The sequence below is a fragment of the Cellulomonas sp. GTC20042 genome, assembly GCF_055389595.1.
The window spans coordinates 3,827,072-3,844,811 of sequence record NZ_AP043678.1 but is presented as its reverse complement, the minus strand read 5'-3'; the positions used below and the strand labels follow the sequence as shown (position 1 = coordinate 3,844,811).

Below are 17,740 nucleotides of genomic sequence, written 5' to 3'. Positions count from 1 at the left end.
AGCGTCGCGCCGGTCGCCGCTGGTGCGGTGGCCCACGCAGATCTGGGATTGTTACTGCCCGTCAGGCAAAACCCGAGATGCGACTCGTCGACCTGCATGAGGTCTGCGCGTCGTGGTCTCGGGTTTTTTTGTGCCTGAATGCAGTCCCGGTGGCGCGTGGACCCCTGATTCGAGGAGGAATCGTGGCATCCGCCAGCAAGTACCAGACGATCGCCGACGACGTCCTGCGGGGCGTCGGCGGCCGGGAGAACGTCGCGTCGGTGACGCACTGCGCGACCCGTCTGCGCTTCCAGCTCCGTGACCGCGCCAAGGCCGACAAGGCCGCCGTCGAGGGCACCGCCGGTGTCATCACGGTCGTCGAGGCCGGCGGACAGTTCCAGGTCGTCATCGGCAACACCGTGCCGAACGTCTACGAGGCGCTGACCGAGCAGGGCGTGGGCGCCGGCGACGGCTCCGAGAAGTCCTCCGGCGGCTTCCTCGCCCGCGCGATCGACCTGATCACCAGCATCTTCACCCCGTTCCTCTGGGTGCTCGCCGGCACCGGCCTGCTCAAGGCGCTGCTGGCCGTGGTGGTGAAGATCGAGGGCGACTTCGCGGCGACCTCCACCTACGCGATCCTGTTCTCCGCCGCCGACGCGGTGATCCAGTTCCTGCCGATCATGCTGGCGATCACCTCGGCGAAGAAGTTCCGCGCGAACGTCTACACCTCGGTCGCCATCGCCTGCGCGCTGATCTACACCGCCACGATGCCGGTGATCGCGGGCGCCGACGGCGTGCAGCTCACGCTCAAGGGCTTCGCGGACGCCGGGAACGACGTCACCTTCGCCGGCATCCCGGTCGTGATGATCAGCTACCTGTCGGCGGTGATCCCGACGATCCTCGCGGTCTACGTGCAGGGTCATCTGGAGCGGGTGCTGGCGAAGGTCCTGCCGGACGCGCTGCGCAACTTCCTCACCCCGCTGGTGGTCGTCGCGCTGATCGTCCCGGCGACGCTGCTGGCGATCGGCCCGGTCTCCGACCTGGTGGGCACCGGCCTGTCCGACGCGGTCACCTGGGTGTGGAACCTGAGCCCGGTGGTCGGCGGTGCGCTGATGGGCGGCTTCTGGCAGGTCTTCGTGATCTTCGGCGTGCACTGGGGTTTCGTGCCGGTCATGCTCCAGGACCTCACCGAGCAGGGCTACTCGCTGCTCAACGGCCCGCTGTTCTCCGCGGTGCTCGCCCAGGCCGCCGCGACCTTCGCCGTGCTGCTCAAGACCCGCAACCGTGCGCTCAAGCAGGTGGCCGGCCCGGCCGCCGTCTCCGGCTTCCTCGCCGGCGTGACCGAGCCCGCGATCTACGGCGTGACCCTGCGGCTGAAGAAGCCGTTCATCTACGCCTGCATCGGTGGTGCCGTCGGTGGTGCCATCGCCGCCGCGGGTGGCTCGGCCGCCGAGGGCTTCGTGCTCCCCGGCGCGATCACGCTGACCGCCGCGATGAACATCGGCTCCTTCACGATGCAGCTGATCGGCGTCGGCCTCGCGATGGCGATCGCCTTCACGCTGACGATGGTGCTCGGCTTCCAGGACATCCCGGAGCAGCCCGCCGAGGCGAAGGACGCCGCCACCCCGGCGCCCGAGGCCGCGGCTCCTGCGGCCGGTGGCGGGACGGACGGCACCGCGCTCTCGACCGGCGCCGGCGGCACCGCGACGCTCACCGCCACCCGCGTGCTCGAGGTGCACGCCCCGGTGGTCGGCTCGGTGGTCGCGCTGTCGAGCGTCGGTGACGCGGTGTTCTCCTCCGGCGCCCTCGGCTCCGGCGTCGGCATCGTCCCCACCAGCGGCACCGTGGTCTCGCCGGTGGACGGCGTGCTCGCCACGGTCATGCCGCACGCCTACGGCCTGCGCACGGACGACGGGGTCGAGGTGCTGGTGCACGTCGGCATCGACACGGTGAAGATGGACGGCGCCGGCTTCACCTCGGCGGTGGCCGTCGGTGACCGCGTGGTGGCCGGTGCGCCCCTGGCGACGGTCGACCTGGACCAGGTCCGCGCGGCCGGCTTCGACCCGACGACGGTCGTGCTGGTGACGAGCGCGGGCCACGACCAGGTGGTGCCCGCCGCGCCGGGTGCGGTCGACGCGGGCGACGTGGTGATCTCGGTCGTGGCGTGACCGCCCGCGCAGGGCGCACCATCATCTGAAGGAGACAGGAAGGTCCCGCGGCGGCGCCGCCTCCGCCACGGGACAGCAGTGAACGCGTCGGTGCTCCGGGACCACCCCGGAGCACCGACGCACACGGGCACCGGAGCCCGGACGACCCAGGGAGCGCACGTGCGGGTGGCCAAGGTCTACAACAACAACGTCCTCCTCGCGGTGGACGAGCAGGGCCAGGACGTGGTCCTGATGGGCAAGGGGCTGGGGTTCCAGGCCAAGCGGGGCGACCCCGTGCGCGAGGAGGTCGTCGAGCGGCGGTTCGTCGCGGGCGGGTCGGCCACGCCGGAGCGGATCGCGGCGCTGGTCGAGGCGATCCCGACCGCGGAGATCGACCTGACGCAGCGGATCGTGGACGCGGCGCGCGCCGAGCTCGGCCCGCACGTCTCCGGCCACGTGGTGATGCCGCTGGCCGACCACATCTCGTTCGCGCTGCGCCGGGCACGGGACGGGCTGACGATCTCCTACCCGCTCCAGTGGGAGGTGCAGCACCTGTACCCGCGCGAGGTCGCGTTCGCCCGCACGGCGCTGCGCACGATCGCGCAGGAGACCGGCGTCGAGCTGCCCGCGCTGGAGGCGGTGCCGCTGGCCCTGCACTTCGTGAACGCGCAGTTCGGCGCGGGCGACCTGAGCCGCACGATGGAGATGACCGAGGTGCTGGCGGCGGTGCTCGGCGCGGTGCGCGAGGAGTACGGGATCGAGATCGACGAGGACTCGCTCGACGTCGCCCGGTTCGTCACCCACCTGCGCTACCTGCTGGTGCGGCAGCAGCGGGACGCCCCGCTGCCGGACATGCAGGGCATGCTGCACGACGCGGTGCGGGTGCAGCACCCGCGGGCGTTCGCGAGCGCGCAGTCGATCACCGGTCTGCTCGAGCAGCAGTTCGGCTACCGGGTCGGCGGTGACGAGGTGCTGTACCTCGCGCTGCACGTCGCCCGGCTGACCGGGGCCATGGCATGAGCGACGACGCGGAGCTGGCGCGGGCGGTGCTGCCGCTGGTCGGCGGGGCGGGCAACGTCCTGGAGGTCACGGCGTGCTGGTCGCGCCTGCGGCTGGTGCTGCGGGACTGGTCGCTGGCCGACGAGCCGGGCCTGGGCGCGCTGCCCGGGGTGGGCATGGTGGTGACCCAGGCGGGCCAGCTCCAGGTGGTGCTCGGCGCGCGGGCGATCCCGGTGTCGCGCGAGGTCCGGGCGCTGGTCCCGGAGCGCTGACCGGGGCCGGTCCCGCTCAGCAGATCGGGTGGCCTGTCCGGTTTCGTGCCGGTTCCACCTTGTCACTCAGAACTCCCTCACTTAGGTTAGGCACTCCTTCGTTCCAGGGAGTTCTTCGTGCCGCACGTCCGCGTCGTCGGAGCCGCCCGCGCCCTCGTCGCCGCTGCTCTCGTCGCCCTGCTCGCCGCCTGCACCGGTCTGGCCGGCGCGAGCACCACCGGTCCCGCCGCCGCCGGCGACCGTCCGCCGCTCGACGAGATCGCCACCGCCGCCGACCCGCGCGCCGTGGTCGGGGAGCGCACCGCGGTCTCGGTCGCCACCCCGGTCGAGCCGATCGCGCAGGACCCGTCGCCCACGCTGCCCGCCACGGTCACCGACGCGCAGGGCACCGAGGTCACCGTCACCGACACCAGCCGCATCCTCGCGCTGGACCTGTACGGGTCGACCTCCCGGATCGTCTTCGAGCTCGGCCTCGGCGACTCCGTGGTCGGTCGCGACGTGTCCTCCGACTACCCCGAGATCACCGACGAGCCGCTGGTCACCACCAACGGGCACGAGCTCAACGGCGAGGCGATCCTCGAGCTCGCGCCCACGCTGATCATCACCGACACCTCCCTCGGACCGTGGGACACCGTGCTCCAGATGCGCGACGCCGGGATCCCGGTGGTGGTGGTCGACTCGCACCGCACGCTGGAGGGCGTCGGCACGCTGATCGACCAGGTCGCCGCCGCCGTCGGGCTGCCGGAGCAGGGCGCCGCCCTGGCCGCGCGCACCCAGGAGCAGATCGACGCGACCACCGCGCAGATCGCCGCGCTCGCCCCCGCCGACCCGGCCGACCGGCTGCGGGTGGTGTTCCTCTACCTGCGCGGGCAGTCCGGCGTCTACTACATGTTCGGCACCGGCTCCGGCGCGGACTCGCTGATCACTGCGCTCGGCGGGGTGGACGTCGCCACCGAGATCGGCTGGGAGGGCATGCGGCCGATCACCGACGAGGGCCTGATCTCCGCGCAGCCCGACCTGGTGCTGGTGATGACCAAGGGCCTGGAGTCGGTGGGCGGCGTCGACGGGCTGCTGGAGCAGCTGCCCGCGGTGGCGCAGACCCCGGCCGGCGAGCACCGCCGCGTGGTCGACATGGCCGACACGCAGATCCTCAGCTTCGGGCCGACCTCGGCGCAGACCCTCGACGCGCTGGCGCGGGCGTTCTACGCGGAGGAGGGGTGACGGCGACGGCGGTCCGGGACGCCCCGCGCCCGGACGACACCGCCGCCGACGCCCCCGCGCTGCCCGCTGCGCGCCCGTCGCGGGTGGTGCCGGTGACGATCGCCCTGGTGCTCGCGCTGCTGACGCTGGCCGTGGTGGCCGCCGGCACCGGGCAGCTGCACGTGCCCCCGGCCGAGGTGCTGGGATCGGTGCTGCACCGGCTCGGCCTGGACGTCGGCCCGCTGCCCAGCCACCCGAACGGCGACGCGGCCCTGTGGACGATCCGGTTCCCGCGGGTGGTGATGGCGGCGCTGGTCGGCGCCGCGCTGGCCACCGCCGGGGCCGTGATGCAGGGCGTGTTCGGCAACCCGCTCGCGGAGCCCGGCGTGGTCGGCGTCTCCGCCGGGGCGGCGGTGGCGGCCTGCACCGGGATCGTGCTCGGGCTGACGTTCTTCGGCGCGTTCACCACCGCCTTCCTGGCCTTCGCCGGCGGGCTGGCGACCACGCTGCTGGTGTACCTGCTGGCACGGTCGAACGGGCGGACCGAGGTGGTGACGCTGGTGCTGACCGGTGTCGCGGTGAACGCGGTGTGCGGCGCCGGGATCGCCTTCCTCACCTTCCTCGGCGACACCCAGGAGCGCGAGCAGATCGTGTTCTGGCAGCTCGGCAGCCTGAACGGCACCCGCTGGCAGTACGTCGCCGTGGTGGCGCCGCTGGTCGCGGTCGGGATCCTCGGTGCGGTGCTGCTGGCCCGGCGGCTGGACCTGCTGGCGCTCGGCGAGCGGGCCGCCCGGCACGTCGGCGTGGACGTGGAGCGGCTGCGGATCGTCGCGGTGGTGGTGGTCGCGCTGCTCACCGCCGGGGCGGTGGCGTTCTGCGGGATCATCTCGTTCGTCGGGCTGGTGGTGCCGCACCTGGTGCGGATGGCCCTCGGCCCCGGCCACCGGGTGCTGGTCCCGCTCAGCGCGCTCGGCGGGGCGGTGCTGGTGCTCGCCGCCGACCTGGTGGCGCGCACCGCGGTGGCCTACGCAGACCTGCCGATCGGCATGCTGACCGCGCTGGTCGGCGGGCCGTTCTTCTTCTGGCTGATCCGGCGCACCCGGCGCTCGGCGGGAGGCTGGGCGTGAGCGCCGCGGTGGTCGCGCGGGGCCTCGGCTTCACGATCGACGGGGCGACGCTGCTCGACGGCGTGGACCTGGACGTGCGGGCCGGCGAGCTGCTGGCGGTGGTCGGGCCGAACGGTGCCGGCAAGTCGACGCTGCTCGGCCTGCTCGCCGGGGACCTCGCACCGACCGCCGGGTCCGTGCGGTACCTCGGGTCGGATGCCGACGCGCACCGGCAGCGGCCCGGCGACCTGGCGCGCACCCGCGCGGTGCTGCTCCAGGAGCACCGGCTGAGCTTCCCGTTCCCGGCGGTGGACGTGGTGCGGATGGGGCGGGCGCCCTGGCGCGGGACCGACGCCGAGGACGAGGACGAGGCGGTCGTCGCCGACGCGTTGGCCGAGGCCGAGGTGCGGCACCTGGCCGCCCGCCGGTTCCCGACGCTGTCCGGCGGGGAGAAGGCGCGCGTCGCGTTCGCCCGGGCGCGCGCCCAGCGCACCGCCGTGCTGCTGCTGGACGAGCCGACCGCCGCGCTGGACATCCGGCACCAGGAGCTCGTGCTCGACCGGGCGCAGGACCGGGCACGTGCGGGCGACGCCGTGGTGGCGGTGCTGCACGACCTGACCCTGGCCGCCGCCTGCGCGGACCGGGTGCTGGTGCTCGCCGACGGACGGGTGGCCGGGATCGGCACCCCGTCCGAGGTGCTGCGCCCCGAGCTGCTGTCGACGGTCTACCGGCACCCCGTCGAGGTGCTCACCCACCCGCGCACCGGCGCGCTGCTCGTGCTGCCCGACCGTGCCTCTGGACCGCCGCAGATGGCATCGTGCTCGTGGACGACCCGCAGCACCTGGACGAAGGACAGCCCGCATGACTGATCGGCACGGAGCGCAGCGACCCGGAGGGGCGGCCGCGCAGCGACCCGCGGAGGCCGCGGCGCGTGAGGGTGCCGGCCACCCCGGCGGTCGGCCGGGCGCGGGCCATCCCGGCCGTCCCACCGGCCCCGTCGGCCCGCCCGTCGTCCCCACCCCGCCGCTGCCGCGCCGGGTGGACTGGCAGCCCGCCGCGCTGACCTGGGTGGTCGCGGCCGCGAGCACCACCGCGTACCTGACCCTCGGCTCGGTGATCGACGGGGCCCGCACCGGCACCGGCCCGTCCGCCACCGCGATCGTGGTGCTGGTGGTCGCGCTGCTGGCCCTCGCCGCCGCCGCCTACGCCGGACCGCGCACCAGTCTCGGCGCGGTCGCCCCGCGCGAGGGAGTGCGCCGCGACGTGCTGCTCGACCAGATGTTCCGGCTCGGCGTCGCGTTCCGCACGCAGGAGTCCTCCGGACGGTTCGTCTCCACCGCCACCGACGGCGTGGAGCGTGCCGCGGGCTTCGAGGCGACGTTCCGCCGGCCGATCCTCGCGTCGATGACGGTCCCGGTGATCGCCCTGCTCGGCATCGGCCTGGCCGTGGACTGGGTGGTCGCCGGCTGGCTGGCGCTGGCGATCCCGGCGATCCCGCTGCTGGTCGGCGGGTTCCAGCGGGCGTTCCGCGGCGTGTCGGGGCGGTACCGGATGACCTCGCGCCGGTTCGCCGCCCAGTACCTCGACGCGATCCAGGGGCTGCCGACCGCCACCGCCTTCGGGCGGGCGCAGGTCAAGGGTCTCGAGCTGGCCCGCAGCGCCGAGCACCTGCGCCGGATGGTGATGAGCCTGCTCGCGCGCAACCAGGTGGTGCTGCTGGTGATCGACTCGTCGTTCTCGCTGGCCATGGTCACCGCCGCCGCCGCGCTGGCGGCCGTCCGGCTCGGCGACGGGGCGATCACCGCCGGTCAGGCGATCACGGTGGTGCTGGTCTCGACCGTGCTGCTGGAGCCGCTGGACCGGGTCGGGCAGTTCTTCTACGTCGGCATGGGCGGGCGTGCCGCGGTGCGGGAGATCGACACCGTGCTCGCGCAGCCCGCCGCGGTGGCCGATGCGCCGGGCGTGCGGGTGCCGGCTGCCGGCGCGGCGTCCGAGGAGGCGCTGGCGCTGACCGACGTCACCTTCGCCTACCCGGGTGGTCGGCCGGTGCTCGACGGGGTGTCGTTCACCGTCCCGCGCGGGGGCCGGGTCGCCCTGATCGGCCCGTCCGGATCGGGCAAGTCGACGGTCGCCGCCCTGGTCCAGGCCCACCTGCGTCCGGCCTCGGGCAGCGTGCGGGTGGCCGGGCACGACGCCACCACCGTGCCGGTGGACTGGCTGCGCGCGCAGACCGCCGTGGTCGCGCAGACCACCTACCTGTTCACCGGCACCCTCGCCGACAACCTGCGGCTGGCCGCGCCGGACGCCGACGACGAGCGGCTGTGGGACGTGCTCGCGCAGGCCAACCTCGCCGACGACGTGCGCCGGTTCCCGGACCGGCTCGCCACCCGCGTGGGGGAGCGCGGGCTGTCGCTGTCCGGCGGGCAGGCGCAGCGGGTCGCGGTGGCACGCGCGCTGCTCAAGGACGCGCCGATCCTGGTGCTCGACGAGCCGACCAGCCAGGTCGACGCCGCCTCCGAGGCCGCGCTGGTCGACGCCCTGGACCGCGCCGGCGAGGGCCGGACCGTGCTGATCGTCGCGCACCGCCTCAGCACCGTGCGCGGCGCCGACCAGGTGCTGGTGCTCGCCGAGGGGCGGATCGTGGAGCAGGGACCGCCGGACGCGCTCGGCAGCATCGACTCGTACTACGCCCGCGCGCTGGACCTGTCCGGCGTGGGCGCACCGACCACGGAGGACGCCCGGTGACCGCCGCCCCGACCGCGAGCCCGGCGGTGACGTCCGCCGCGCCCACCGCGCTGTCCCGCGCCGAGGTCTCCCGCCGGCTGGTGCGCTTCGGCCGCCCGGTGCTGCCGCCGCTCGCCGCCTCGCTGGTGTGCCGGGTGGTCGGTCAGCTGCTCGGCATCGCGCTGCTCGCGGTCGCCGCGTGGGGGATCACCCGTGTCGCCACGGACCCCGACGCCGCGATCGCCCCCGTGGTGTGGACCCTGGTCGTGCTGTCGCTGGTCAAGGGCGTGCTGCGCTACCTGGAGCAGTTCACCGGGCACGCCGTCGCGTTCCGAGCGCTGGCGATGCTGCGCGTCGACTTCTACGACCGGCTCGCCCCGCAGGCGCCGGCCGGCGTGCTGTCCCGGCGCACCGGCGACCTGGTCGCCCGCGCCACCAAGGACGTCGACCGGGTCGAGGTGTTCTTCGCGCACACGCTGGTGCCGGCGGTGAGCGCCGTCGTCGTGCCGGTGGTGGTGCTGGCGACTCTGGCCGTCGCCGGGGACCCGGTGCTCGCGCTGGTGCTGCTGCCGTTCCTCGTGCTGGCCGGTGCGGTCGTGCCCGCGTGGGGCCGCGAGCCCAGCGCCCGTGCCGCCGCCCGGGTGCGCGCGGCCCGGGGTCGCACCGCGCAGATCGTCACCGAGTCCCTGCAGGGCGTGCGCGAGGTGCTGGCCTTCGGGGCTGCCGGACGCCGCCGCGCCGCCGCCCGCGCCGCCGCCGAGGAGGTCGGTGCCGGCCTCGACGTGCTGGCCGTCTGGACCGCCCGCCGCCGCGCCGCGAACGCCGTGCTCATGGTCGCCGCCGTCGCCGCGGTCGCGCTGGTCGGCTCGGCCCGGGTCGCCTCCGGCGCGCTCGACTGGTCCGCCTACGCGGTGGCCGTCGTGGTCGCGCTCGCGGTGTTCACGCCGGTGCTCGCCGTCGAGGACGTCGCGCCGGACCTGGAGCAGGCCTTCGCCGCCGCGCGTCGGGTGTGGCGGATCACCGACGCGCCGCCCGCCACCAACGACCCCGCGCAGCCGGTGCCCGTGCCGGCCGGTGCGCTGGACATCCGGTTCGAGGGCGTCACCTTCGGCTACCCGGTCGAGCAGATCGATCCCGACGTCGAGGACCCGGGCGCTGATCGCGCGGGCACGCCCGCCGAGGCCCGGCCGGTGCTGGTGGAGGCGCACCTGCACGTGCCCGCCGGCACCACCACGGCGGTGGTCGGACCGTCCGGCTCCGGCAAGTCCACGCTGGTCAACCTGCTGACCCGCGCCTGGGACCCCGACTCCGGACGGGTGCTGCTCGGCGGGGTCGACGTGCGGGACCTCACGCTCGCCGACCTGCGTCGCACCGTCGCCGTGGTCGGCCAGAGCACGTACCTGTTCAACGACACCCTGGCCGCCAACCTGCGGCTCGCCGCGCCCGACGCCACCGACGAGCAGCTCGCGGAGGCCTGCCGCCGGGCCGCCCTGCACGACACGATCCTGGCGATGCCCGACGGCTACCAGACCCGCGTCGGCGAGATGGGCGAGCGGCTGTCCGGCGGGCAGCGCCAGCGCGTCGCCATCGCCCGCGCGCTGCTGCTGGACGCCCCGGTGCTCGTGCTCGACGAGGCCACCAGCCAGCTCGACGTCGCCACCGAGCACGAGATCCAGGGCGCGCTGGCCGAGGTCTGCCGGGGCAGGACCGTGCTGGTGATCGCGCACCGCCCCGGCGCGGTCCGCTCCGCCGACCGGGTCGTCCGCATCGACACGCTCAGCTCCTGACGGCGTGCCCGCGCGCCCGCCGTGCCCGCGCGCCCGCGCCGCGCCGCGCCGAGGTTGCACGAATGCAGGCTTCAGCGCGCGGGAAGCAGGCATTCGCGCAAGCTCGGCGTCGGGAGGTGTGCGTGGGGGCGCGGGTCAGGAGGTGCGGACGGCGATCACGTCGTGGATCGTGCGGCCGGCGTCGATCCCGCGGCGCTCGAAACGGGTGACCGGGCGGGACGCCGGGCGCGGGGCGTACCCTCCGGAGGGGTTGGTCAGACCGGGGTCGGCGGCGACCACCTCGAGCATCTGCTCGGCGTAGGGCTCCCAGTCGGTCGCGCAGTGCAGGGTGCCGCCGAGGACGAGCCGGCTGCGCAGCAGGGCGACGTGCGGGCCGGCGACGATCCGGCGCTTGTGGTGGCGGGCCTTCGGCCAGGGGTCGGGGAAGTACACGTGCACCGCGTCCAGCGATCCCTCGGCGATCGTGCGGCGGACCAGGTCGAGGGCGTCGCCGTAGGCCACCCGCACGGTGGTCAGCCCGTGGTCCTCCACCAGGGCGAGCAGGTTGGCGATGCCGGGCAGGTGCGCCTCGACGGCGAGGTAGTCGCGACCGGGGTCGGCGGCGGCCATGGCGACGGTGGCGTCCCCCATGCCGGAACCGATCTCGAGCACCAGCGGGGCGGTGCGGCCGAACAGCCGGACCGCGTCGAGGTGGCCGGTGGCGTCGACCGGGGCGAGCCCGAGGTCCGGGTCGTGCACGGAGAAGCCGAGCAGCGGGAACAGGCGGGCCAGCGCGTCGGTGCGGCGCTCGCCGAGGGTCGCCCGGCGCGGGTGGAAGGTGCGGACCGGTTCGCCGGCGCTCTGCGCGGGATGACGGAACGCGTCGCCGGGCCGGTCGGTCGGCACGGGCTGCGGGTCGTCGGGCGCGGGCACCCGGCGAGCCTACTGGCGTCGACCGCTGGTCCGGCTCGCTGCCCCGGCCGCACGCCGGACGGTCACGTCCGACCCGCCCGTCCGCTCCCGGTGACCGGCCTCAGTCGCCGAGGAACATCCCGCCGACGATCGACCAGAACACCCACACGTCGCCCATGTCGTAGGTCTCGGGCTCGCCGGAGCCGCCGAGGAACGGGTAGGGCACCGGCATGTACACCTGGTTCTCCGCGGGGTCGCCGATCCGGGCGCGCACCCGCTCGACGAGCCATGGCTGGAGCACGTAGTCGCAGAACCCCTCGTCGTCGAGCACCTGCGCGCGGAAGTCGGCGGTGGACGCGAACGAGCCGTAGCTCTTGAGCCCGTCGGCCAGCGGGTGCAGCACGGCGTGCTCACCGGTCTCGGTGTTCACGAGGAACCCGTGACCGAGCAGCGACCAGCCGACCACGTGGGTGTACTGCTCGTGCAGGCGCGGCCAGGTGTCGAGCGCGGTGATCGGGGCGGGCTCGGCGAGCATCCGGTAGGGCGCGAGCGGGACCTCGGTGGCGTCGTCGGCCCGCGTGCGCGAGCGGCGGAACAGCGGCGTCATGCGGACCACGCTAGGGGAAATGTCCGAGGACGTCCCGGTCAGGACACCGGCGGGCTGCTCGGGTCGTCGGTGGACATCAGCCAGAACCGCTCGCCGAACGGTCCGGTGATCCCGGCCATCCGCCCGTAGGGGCTGTCCTGCGCGGGGTGCGCGACCGTGCCGCCGAGCCGCTCCGCCTCGGCCGCGGTGGCGTCGGTGTCCCGCACGGCGAAGTACACCTCCCACGCCCCCACGGCAGCGGAGGACCCGCCGATCCCGCCGACCTGGTGCCCGTCGAGGTCGAGGGTGGCGTAGTCGAAGCCGGGGCCGCTCATGTCGCTGATCGTGTACGGGAACAGGGCGCCGTAGAACTGCTTGGCGGGCCCGAACGCGGGGGACAGGTGCTCGTTCCAGATCATCGCGCCGGGCTCGTTCACCAGCGCGGCGCCGTGGTGGCTGCCGGCCTGCCAGAGCGCGACCACCGCACCGGTCGGGTCGAGCACCACGGCCATCGTGCCGAAGTCCATCACCGGCATCGGCGCGACGACCACCTGCCCGCCCGCTGCGGCGGCCCGGTCGGCGGCAGCGGCGGCGTCGGAGGTGGCGAGGTGCGTCAGCCAGGCGGTCGGGGCGCCCTCGGCCCCCGGCGGCACCGGGCCGATCGCGGCCACCGCCCGCCCGCCGACCAGCGCGGTCGAGTAGTGCCCGGCCTCGGCGGGGCCGATGTCGAACTCCCAGCCGAGCAGCGATCGGTAGAACCGTCGCGCGGTCTCCAGGTCGGGGACGGCGAGGTCGGCCCAGGCGGGCGTGCCGTCGGGCCAGGTCGTCTCGTGCACGCTCATGGGGTCCCCCTCGTCGACGCTGCCGTGGACGTCCATCAGACCACCGCGCACCCACACCCACCAGACCCGGCCGCCGCCCGGTGCGACCCCGCACGCAGCACGGCCCCGGCAGGACCGGCGTGCCCTCCGCACGCCACCCCCGCCGGGGCCGCTCGTCGCCCGGGTGCCGGCCACCGCGTCCTCCCCCTCGTGGGACGCGCCGGCCGGCACCCGGCCCTCGTGGACGTCAGGCCGCGGTGCGCCCGAGCCCGGCGAACTCCCACCCCGCGTCGCGCCAGCGGCCCGGGTCGAGCTTGCCCCGGGCGTCGATCACCCGCGGGGCGTTGGTCAGCCCGGCCAGCCGGTCCGGGTCGGCGGTGACGAACTGGTCCCACTCGGTGAGCACCAGCACCACGTCGGTGCCCTCGACCGCCTCGTCCACCGAGGTGGCGTAGGACAGCGTCGGGAACGAGCGGCGTGCGGTGTCGCCGGCCTCGGGGTCGTAGACGGTGACCTGGGCGCCGCGCAGGTGCAGGGCCGCCGCGACGTTCAGCGCCGGCGAGTCCCGCACGTCGTCGGTGTGCGGCTTGAACGCCGCGCCCAGCACGCCGATCCGGTGGTTGAGCACCGAGCCGCCGCAGGCCTTGACCGTCATGTCGAGCACGCGCTCGCGCTGACCCATGTTGATCTCGTCGACCTGCTGGAGCAGCGCCGACGCCCGGTAGGCGCCGAGCTCGTTCGCCCGGTGCATCAGGGCGCGGATGTCCTTGGGCAGGCAGCCGCCGCCGAAGCCGAGGCCGGCGTCGAGGAACTGCCGGCCGATCCGCGCGTCGTGGCCCAGGGCGTCGGCGAGCACGGTGACGTCCGCGTCGGCGGCCTCGCACACCGAGGCGATCGCGTTGATGAACGAGATCTTGGTGGCGAGGAACGCGTTGGCGCTGACCTTGACCAGCTCGGCGGTCGGCAGGTCGGTGACGACGACCGGGGTGCCCTCGGCGATCGGCCCCGCGTAGACCTCACGCAGCGTCGCCTCGGCCCGCGGGCTGGTCCCACCGATCACGATGCGGTCGGGGTGCAGCGTGTCCTCCACGGCCTTTCCCTCCCGCAGGAACTCCGGGTTCCACACCAGCTCGACCCGCACGCCGGCGGGGGCGTGCTCGGCCACCAGCGTGCGCAGCCGCGCGGCGGTGCCGACCGGGACGGTGGACTTGCCGACGATCAGCGCGTCCTTGGTGAGGTTCTGCGCGATCGTGGTCGCGGCGGACTCCACGTAGGCGAGGTTCGCGGCGTGCGAGGTCTTCATCTGCGGGGTGCCGACGCAGATGAAGTGCACGTCGCCCCAGGCCGCCGCGGCGGCGAGATCGGTGGTGAACCGCAGCCGGCCGGTGTCCAGGTGCTTCTCGAGCAGCGGGTCGAGCCCGGGCTCGTAGAACGGGACCTTGCCGGCGGACAGCGCCTCGACCTTGCCGAGGTCGGTGTCGGCGCCCAGCACCTCGAAGCCGAGCTCGGCCATGGCGACGGCGTGGGTGGCGCCGAGGTAGCCGGTGCCGAAGACGCTGATCCGGATCGGGGCGACGGGTGCGGGGCCGAGGTCGAGATCGGTCTCGTCGAGGGGGAGTCCGGCGGCGGAGAGATCGTCCGCGGACAGGAACGCGTCGTTCATCGTGGTCTCCTCGGGTGTGCGGCGGGGTGCGGGGTGCTGCCTGGTGGCGCCGGGTCGGCGCTGGCGCCGGCTCATGACGTCGGGCTCGGGGTCGGCGTGGGCGTCGGGGTCGTGGACGGCGACGCGCTCGGGGTGGGCGTCGGGGTCGGGCTGGCCGAGGGCGACGGCGAGGCCGTCGGTTCCGGGGAGGCCGTGGCGGTGGCCGTGGCGGTCGGCGCCGCGGTGGCCGCCGCGAAGGGGGCGAGCGTCGGCGCGTTGGCGTTCGGGGTGCCGCCGAAGTTCCGCGCCGGGTCGGCGATCCCCTGGCGGAACGCCTCCAAGGTGTTCGCTCGGGAGGTCACGCGCCAGTCGTTCGTGGCGAGCTCGCCGGACACGTAGGTGGAGACGGCCAGGTTGAACCAGGCGAAGCCGATCACGTCGTCGTTGACCCCGGGGTCGAAGCCCTGGAAGAACGACGTGATCCACGCGGGCTTGGTGCCGCCGGTCTCGGAGGCGCCGACCTCGGCCAGCAGGATCTTCTTGTCGGTGATCGCCCGGAGCTGGTCCAGCGTGCGGTCGTAGGTGTACGAGAACGTGCTGTTGTTGTCGGTCTTGTACGGCGGGCGCTGGTAGCCGGAGACGCCCACCCAGTCGACGTAGGCGTCGCCCGGGTACAGGCCCTGCAGGGTCTCGATCCCCTGGAGCGCCGAGGGCAGGTTGTTGATGATGTTCGGCGACCACACCCAGATCACGTACTGGTTGGCGCCCTGCGCCTCGAAGATGTCGTGCACGTGCTGCCACATCTTCACGTAGTCGCCGGGGCTGTTGCCGTTGATCGACGCGCCGGACCCGGTCTGCTCGGACCACGGGTACCAGATGCTGTTCATCTCGTGGTCGAGGCGGATCGCCAGCGGCAGGCCGGTGGCGACGACGTCCTGCGCGTACTTCGTCAGGTAGGCGTCGAAGTCGCCCGCGATGATCCGCGGCAGCGAGTACTCCGGCTCGTCCACCACGTCGTTGGCCGAGCCGATCGGCCGGGACTCCCAGGTCAGCATCGGCATCAGCCCGCGCTCCCAGGCCCGGGTGACGGCGTTGGCGCGGAAGTCCTCGTCCCAGCCGCCGAAGTAGCCGACCATGCTCTGGCTGCGGCCCACCGAGGACGCCGCGGCGTCGAAGGTCGCCCAGTTGAACGGCGCCTGCTCGGTGTACATCCCGAAGTACCGCTGCGCGGGGTCGAGCAGCGTCGCCTTGGCGGGTGCGGTCGGCTTCACGGCGGGCGCGGCGGCCCCGGCACCCGCACCGGCGGCGGGCCGGCTCGCGTTGGCCGGCGAGTCCCCGGAGGACGACTTCTTCGACCCGGAGGACGACGACCCGGACCGGCTGGACGATCCGGAGCCCGACCCGGCGGCGGCGGATCCGCCGTCGGCGGCCTCGGCCTCGCGCTGGGCCTGCGCCTCGGCACGGGCCTGCTCGCCCTTCTCCCGGGCGGCCTGCTCGTCGGAGAGCACGTCGCGCAGCGAGTCGGCCTGCGCGCGGCTGGTCTGGAGCTGCTCGGCCAGCCGCTGGTTCTCGGCGGCGAGCTCGGCCTCGCGGGCGGTAGGTCCGGCGGGCTCGCCGGTGACCAGCGAGGACACCCCGGGCAGGTTCCAGACCACGAGGGTGATCGCGAGCAGCGCCGCGACGATCGACACGGTGGCGACCCGGGCCTTCACGGTCATCCGGCCCATGGTCGGCGCCCACCAGGCACGGCCGGTGCTGGACGTGAGCTTGATCGGTGCGTCAGACATAGAGCAACGCCTCCAGCGCGAACAGGATCACGGCGATCCCGTAGGGGATGGCCGCGAGCGGGTTGAGCCGGCGGCGGGACCGGGGGGCAGGGGCGGCGGCGGCACGGACGGCTCGTCGGCCCTCGGGGGCGGTGGCGGTCGCCGGGGCGAGCCCGGCAGCAGCGGCGGGGGCGGTGACGCGCACCGTGCCGTCCGGGCCGACCTCGGTGGTGCTGGGGGCGCCGACCGTCACCGGCTCGCCCTCCGGCCCGTGGTCACGCTGCACCGGCAGCGAGCCGACGCCGTCGCCCCGGTCCACCACGTCCACCGGCGCGGGCCGGCTCATCAGGTCGAGCTCGGTGAGCAGCGAGGGGTCGCCGCTCGACGGCTGCTCGGGCTCGGTGCCCGGGTCGCCGCCCGCGTAGGCGCCGGCACGGGTGCCCCAGCCGGAGGCGTGCGCCATCCGCAGGAACCCGAGCAGCCGCACCGGCATCAGGAAGAATGTCGAGACGATGATGTAGACCGGCAGCCGGAAGAAGTCGCTGGGCACCTCCTGCAGGTGCCGGATCTGCCGGATCGCCATGCTGAGCACCGAGGAGGTGATCATCAGTGCGATCACCCAGAACCAGCCGGCCTGCGCGCCGTAGGAGTCGAGCATCGCCTGGTAGAGGTTCACGCCGGTGCCGCTCAGCGAGCGGTAGATCCAGCCGGCGATCGTCCCGACCAGAAGGAACGGCAGGATGATGTCGGTCAGGAAGAACACCGCCAGGATCGGCGCGTGCCCGAGCATCCAGGGCAGCATCCGCAGGGTGTTGTACTGGCTGCCGCGCGCCCAGCGGAGCTGCTGCTTGAACAGCTTCTTCACCTGCAGAGGGGCGTCGGTGTAGACCAGGCTCGTGTGCTGGTAGACGGTCCGGTAGCCCTGCTTGAGCGTGAGGTTGGTCAGGGTGCGGTCGTCGGAGACCTCGAGGAACACCCCCATGAACCGCTGGGTCATGAAGTCGTCCATGACGTCGATCAGGATGTGCCGGCGGAAGGCGATCGTGCGGCCGGGCAGGCAGCCCACCTGGCCGAGCACCGACTGCGCGGGCATCGAGTAGAGCGAGCGGGAGTTCTCCAGCCAGTCGGCCCAGCGGGTGATCCAGGAGCGGGTCGGCTCGAGGATGCGCTGCCGGGTGGTGACCCCGCCGATCGAGGAGTCGGCGAAGGGCTTGAGCAGCTCGGGCAGCGTGCCGGGCGTCCACACGGTGTCGGAGTCGAGCAGCACGGTGATGTCGTAGCGGGACATCTCGGTGCCGATCTTGACCGCGTTGCGCTTGCCGGGGATCGGGGTGTGCACCCAGCGGACCAGCGGGGCGAACTCGTCGCAGACCGCCTCCAGGCCGGGGTTCGGCTTGCCGTTGATCACCACGATCACCTCGTCCGGCCGCTGCTCGGTGACGCGGGTCAGCACGTCGCGGAACAGGTCGAGCGGCTCGTCCACCACGGGGACGATCACGCTGGTGGTCTCGTGGTGCTCGGCGGTCCACGGGCGGTAGCGCCGGGACAGCACGACCTTGAGGATCCAGAGCGCCCAGACGAGGGCGGAGAAGACGGCGAACAGGTAGAGCTCGGCCTGGTGCTCGAGCATGTGCCGGATCTGCAGGATGAAGATGAACATCGCTCACCTCGGCGCGGTCGGGGTTCGGAGCCGGCGGCGACGGTGACGCGGCGGGTGCAGGGGGTGCGGACGCCGAGGGGGGTCCGGGTCGAGGTCGGGTCGGCGGGTTCGCGCCGGCGGGGTCGCCGGTGGTGGCCGATCGCTGTGACTGGGGTGCTGC

Annotated in this window: 14 protein-coding genes; 8 read left to right on the top strand and 6 right to left on the bottom strand. The window is 74.1% G+C overall.

All coding sequences use genetic code 11. From position 1 onward, the window contains the following. Positions 1-182 precede the first annotated feature (182 nt). From ACZ5HG_RS17780 to cydC, 8 genes are all read left to right on the top strand, one after another. The gene (locus ACZ5HG_RS17780) at positions 183-2,147 is read left to right on the top strand and encodes a beta-glucoside-specific PTS transporter subunit IIABC (protein ID WP_464178809.1); all 1,965 of its coding nucleotides are present in this window, start codon (positions 183-185) and stop codon (positions 2,145-2,147) included. Positions 2,148-2,306: 159 nt separating this feature from the next. Continuing rightward, positions 2,307-3,146 carry a PRD domain-containing protein gene (locus ACZ5HG_RS17775; RefSeq protein ID WP_464178807.1) on the top strand — a complete coding sequence of 280 codons (840 nt, stop codon included), beginning with the start codon at positions 2,307-2,309 and terminating at the stop codon, positions 3,144-3,146. Continuing rightward, complete coding sequence (locus ACZ5HG_RS17770) at positions 3,143-3,397, top strand: PTS glucose/sucrose transporter subunit IIB (protein WP_464178805.1); 255 nt, start codon at positions 3,143-3,145, stop codon at positions 3,395-3,397. The genes ACZ5HG_RS17775 and ACZ5HG_RS17770 overlap by 4 nt, the downstream gene beginning before the upstream one ends. A 117-nt stretch (positions 3,398-3,514) precedes the next feature. Next, on the top strand, positions 3,515-4,618 hold the full coding sequence (locus tag ACZ5HG_RS17765) for a heme/hemin ABC transporter substrate-binding protein (protein ID WP_464178803.1): 1,104 nt from the start codon (positions 3,515-3,517) through the stop codon (positions 4,616-4,618). 59 nt (positions 4,619-4,677) lie between these two features. Next, positions 4,678-5,724 carry a FecCD family ABC transporter permease gene (locus ACZ5HG_RS17760; protein ID WP_464182205.1) on the top strand — a complete coding sequence of 349 codons (1,047 nt, stop codon included), beginning with the start codon at positions 4,678-4,680 and terminating at the stop codon, positions 5,722-5,724. Continuing rightward, the gene (locus ACZ5HG_RS17755) at positions 5,721-6,572 is read left to right on the top strand and encodes a heme ABC transporter ATP-binding protein (protein ID WP_464178801.1); all 852 of its coding nucleotides are present in this window, start codon (positions 5,721-5,723) and stop codon (positions 6,570-6,572) included. The genes ACZ5HG_RS17760 and ACZ5HG_RS17755 overlap by 4 nt, the downstream gene beginning before the upstream one ends. Then, the gene (locus ACZ5HG_RS17750; protein WP_464178799.1) at positions 6,565-8,448 is read left to right on the top strand and encodes an ABC transporter ATP-binding protein/permease; all 1,884 of its coding nucleotides are present in this window, start codon (positions 6,565-6,567) and stop codon (positions 8,446-8,448) included. The genes ACZ5HG_RS17755 and ACZ5HG_RS17750 overlap by 8 nt, the downstream gene beginning before the upstream one ends. Beyond that, positions 8,445-10,214, top strand: a complete 1,770-nt coding sequence (gene cydC / locus ACZ5HG_RS17745) for a thiol reductant ABC exporter subunit CydC (RefSeq protein WP_464178797.1) — start codon at positions 8,445-8,447, stop codon at positions 10,212-10,214. The genes ACZ5HG_RS17750 and cydC overlap by 4 nt, the downstream gene beginning before the upstream one ends. 135 nt (positions 10,215-10,349) lie before the next feature. Here cydC and trmB read toward each other — a convergent pair whose 3' ends face one another. The 6 genes from trmB to ACZ5HG_RS17715 form a co-directional block, all read right to left on the bottom strand. Next, the gene (trmB, locus tag ACZ5HG_RS17740) at positions 10,350-11,126 is read right to left on the bottom strand and encodes a tRNA (guanosine(46)-N7)-methyltransferase TrmB (RefSeq protein ID WP_464178795.1); all 777 of its coding nucleotides are present in this window, start codon (positions 11,124-11,126) and stop codon (positions 10,350-10,352) included. 100 nt (positions 11,127-11,226) lie between these two features. Continuing rightward, entirely contained in the window at positions 11,227-11,712 is a 486-nt protein-coding gene (locus ACZ5HG_RS17735) for a T6SS immunity protein Tdi1 domain-containing protein (protein ID WP_464178793.1), read from the bottom strand. Between the two features lie 38 nt (positions 11,713-11,750). Then, positions 11,751-12,533: a VOC family protein gene (locus tag ACZ5HG_RS17730; protein WP_464178791.1), complete on the bottom strand. Its 783-nt coding sequence runs from the start codon at positions 12,531-12,533 to the stop codon at positions 11,751-11,753. Between the two features lie 226 nt (positions 12,534-12,759). Further along, positions 12,760-14,175 (bottom strand): UDP-glucose dehydrogenase family protein, encoded by a 1,416-nt coding sequence (locus ACZ5HG_RS17725; RefSeq protein ID WP_464178789.1) that lies wholly within the window; start codon positions 14,173-14,175, stop codon positions 12,760-12,762. 71 nt (positions 14,176-14,246) lie between these two features. Beyond that, on the bottom strand, positions 14,247-15,941 hold the full coding sequence (locus ACZ5HG_RS17720) for a glycoside hydrolase family 26 protein (RefSeq protein ID WP_464178787.1): 1,695 nt from the start codon (positions 15,939-15,941) through the stop codon (positions 14,247-14,249). Next, complete coding sequence (locus ACZ5HG_RS17715; protein ID WP_464178785.1) at positions 15,934-17,580, bottom strand: glycosyltransferase family 2 protein; 1,647 nt, start codon at positions 17,578-17,580, stop codon at positions 15,934-15,936. Before ACZ5HG_RS17715 ends, ACZ5HG_RS17720 begins: the two co-directional genes overlap by 8 nt. Positions 17,581-17,740 lie beyond the last annotated feature (160 nt).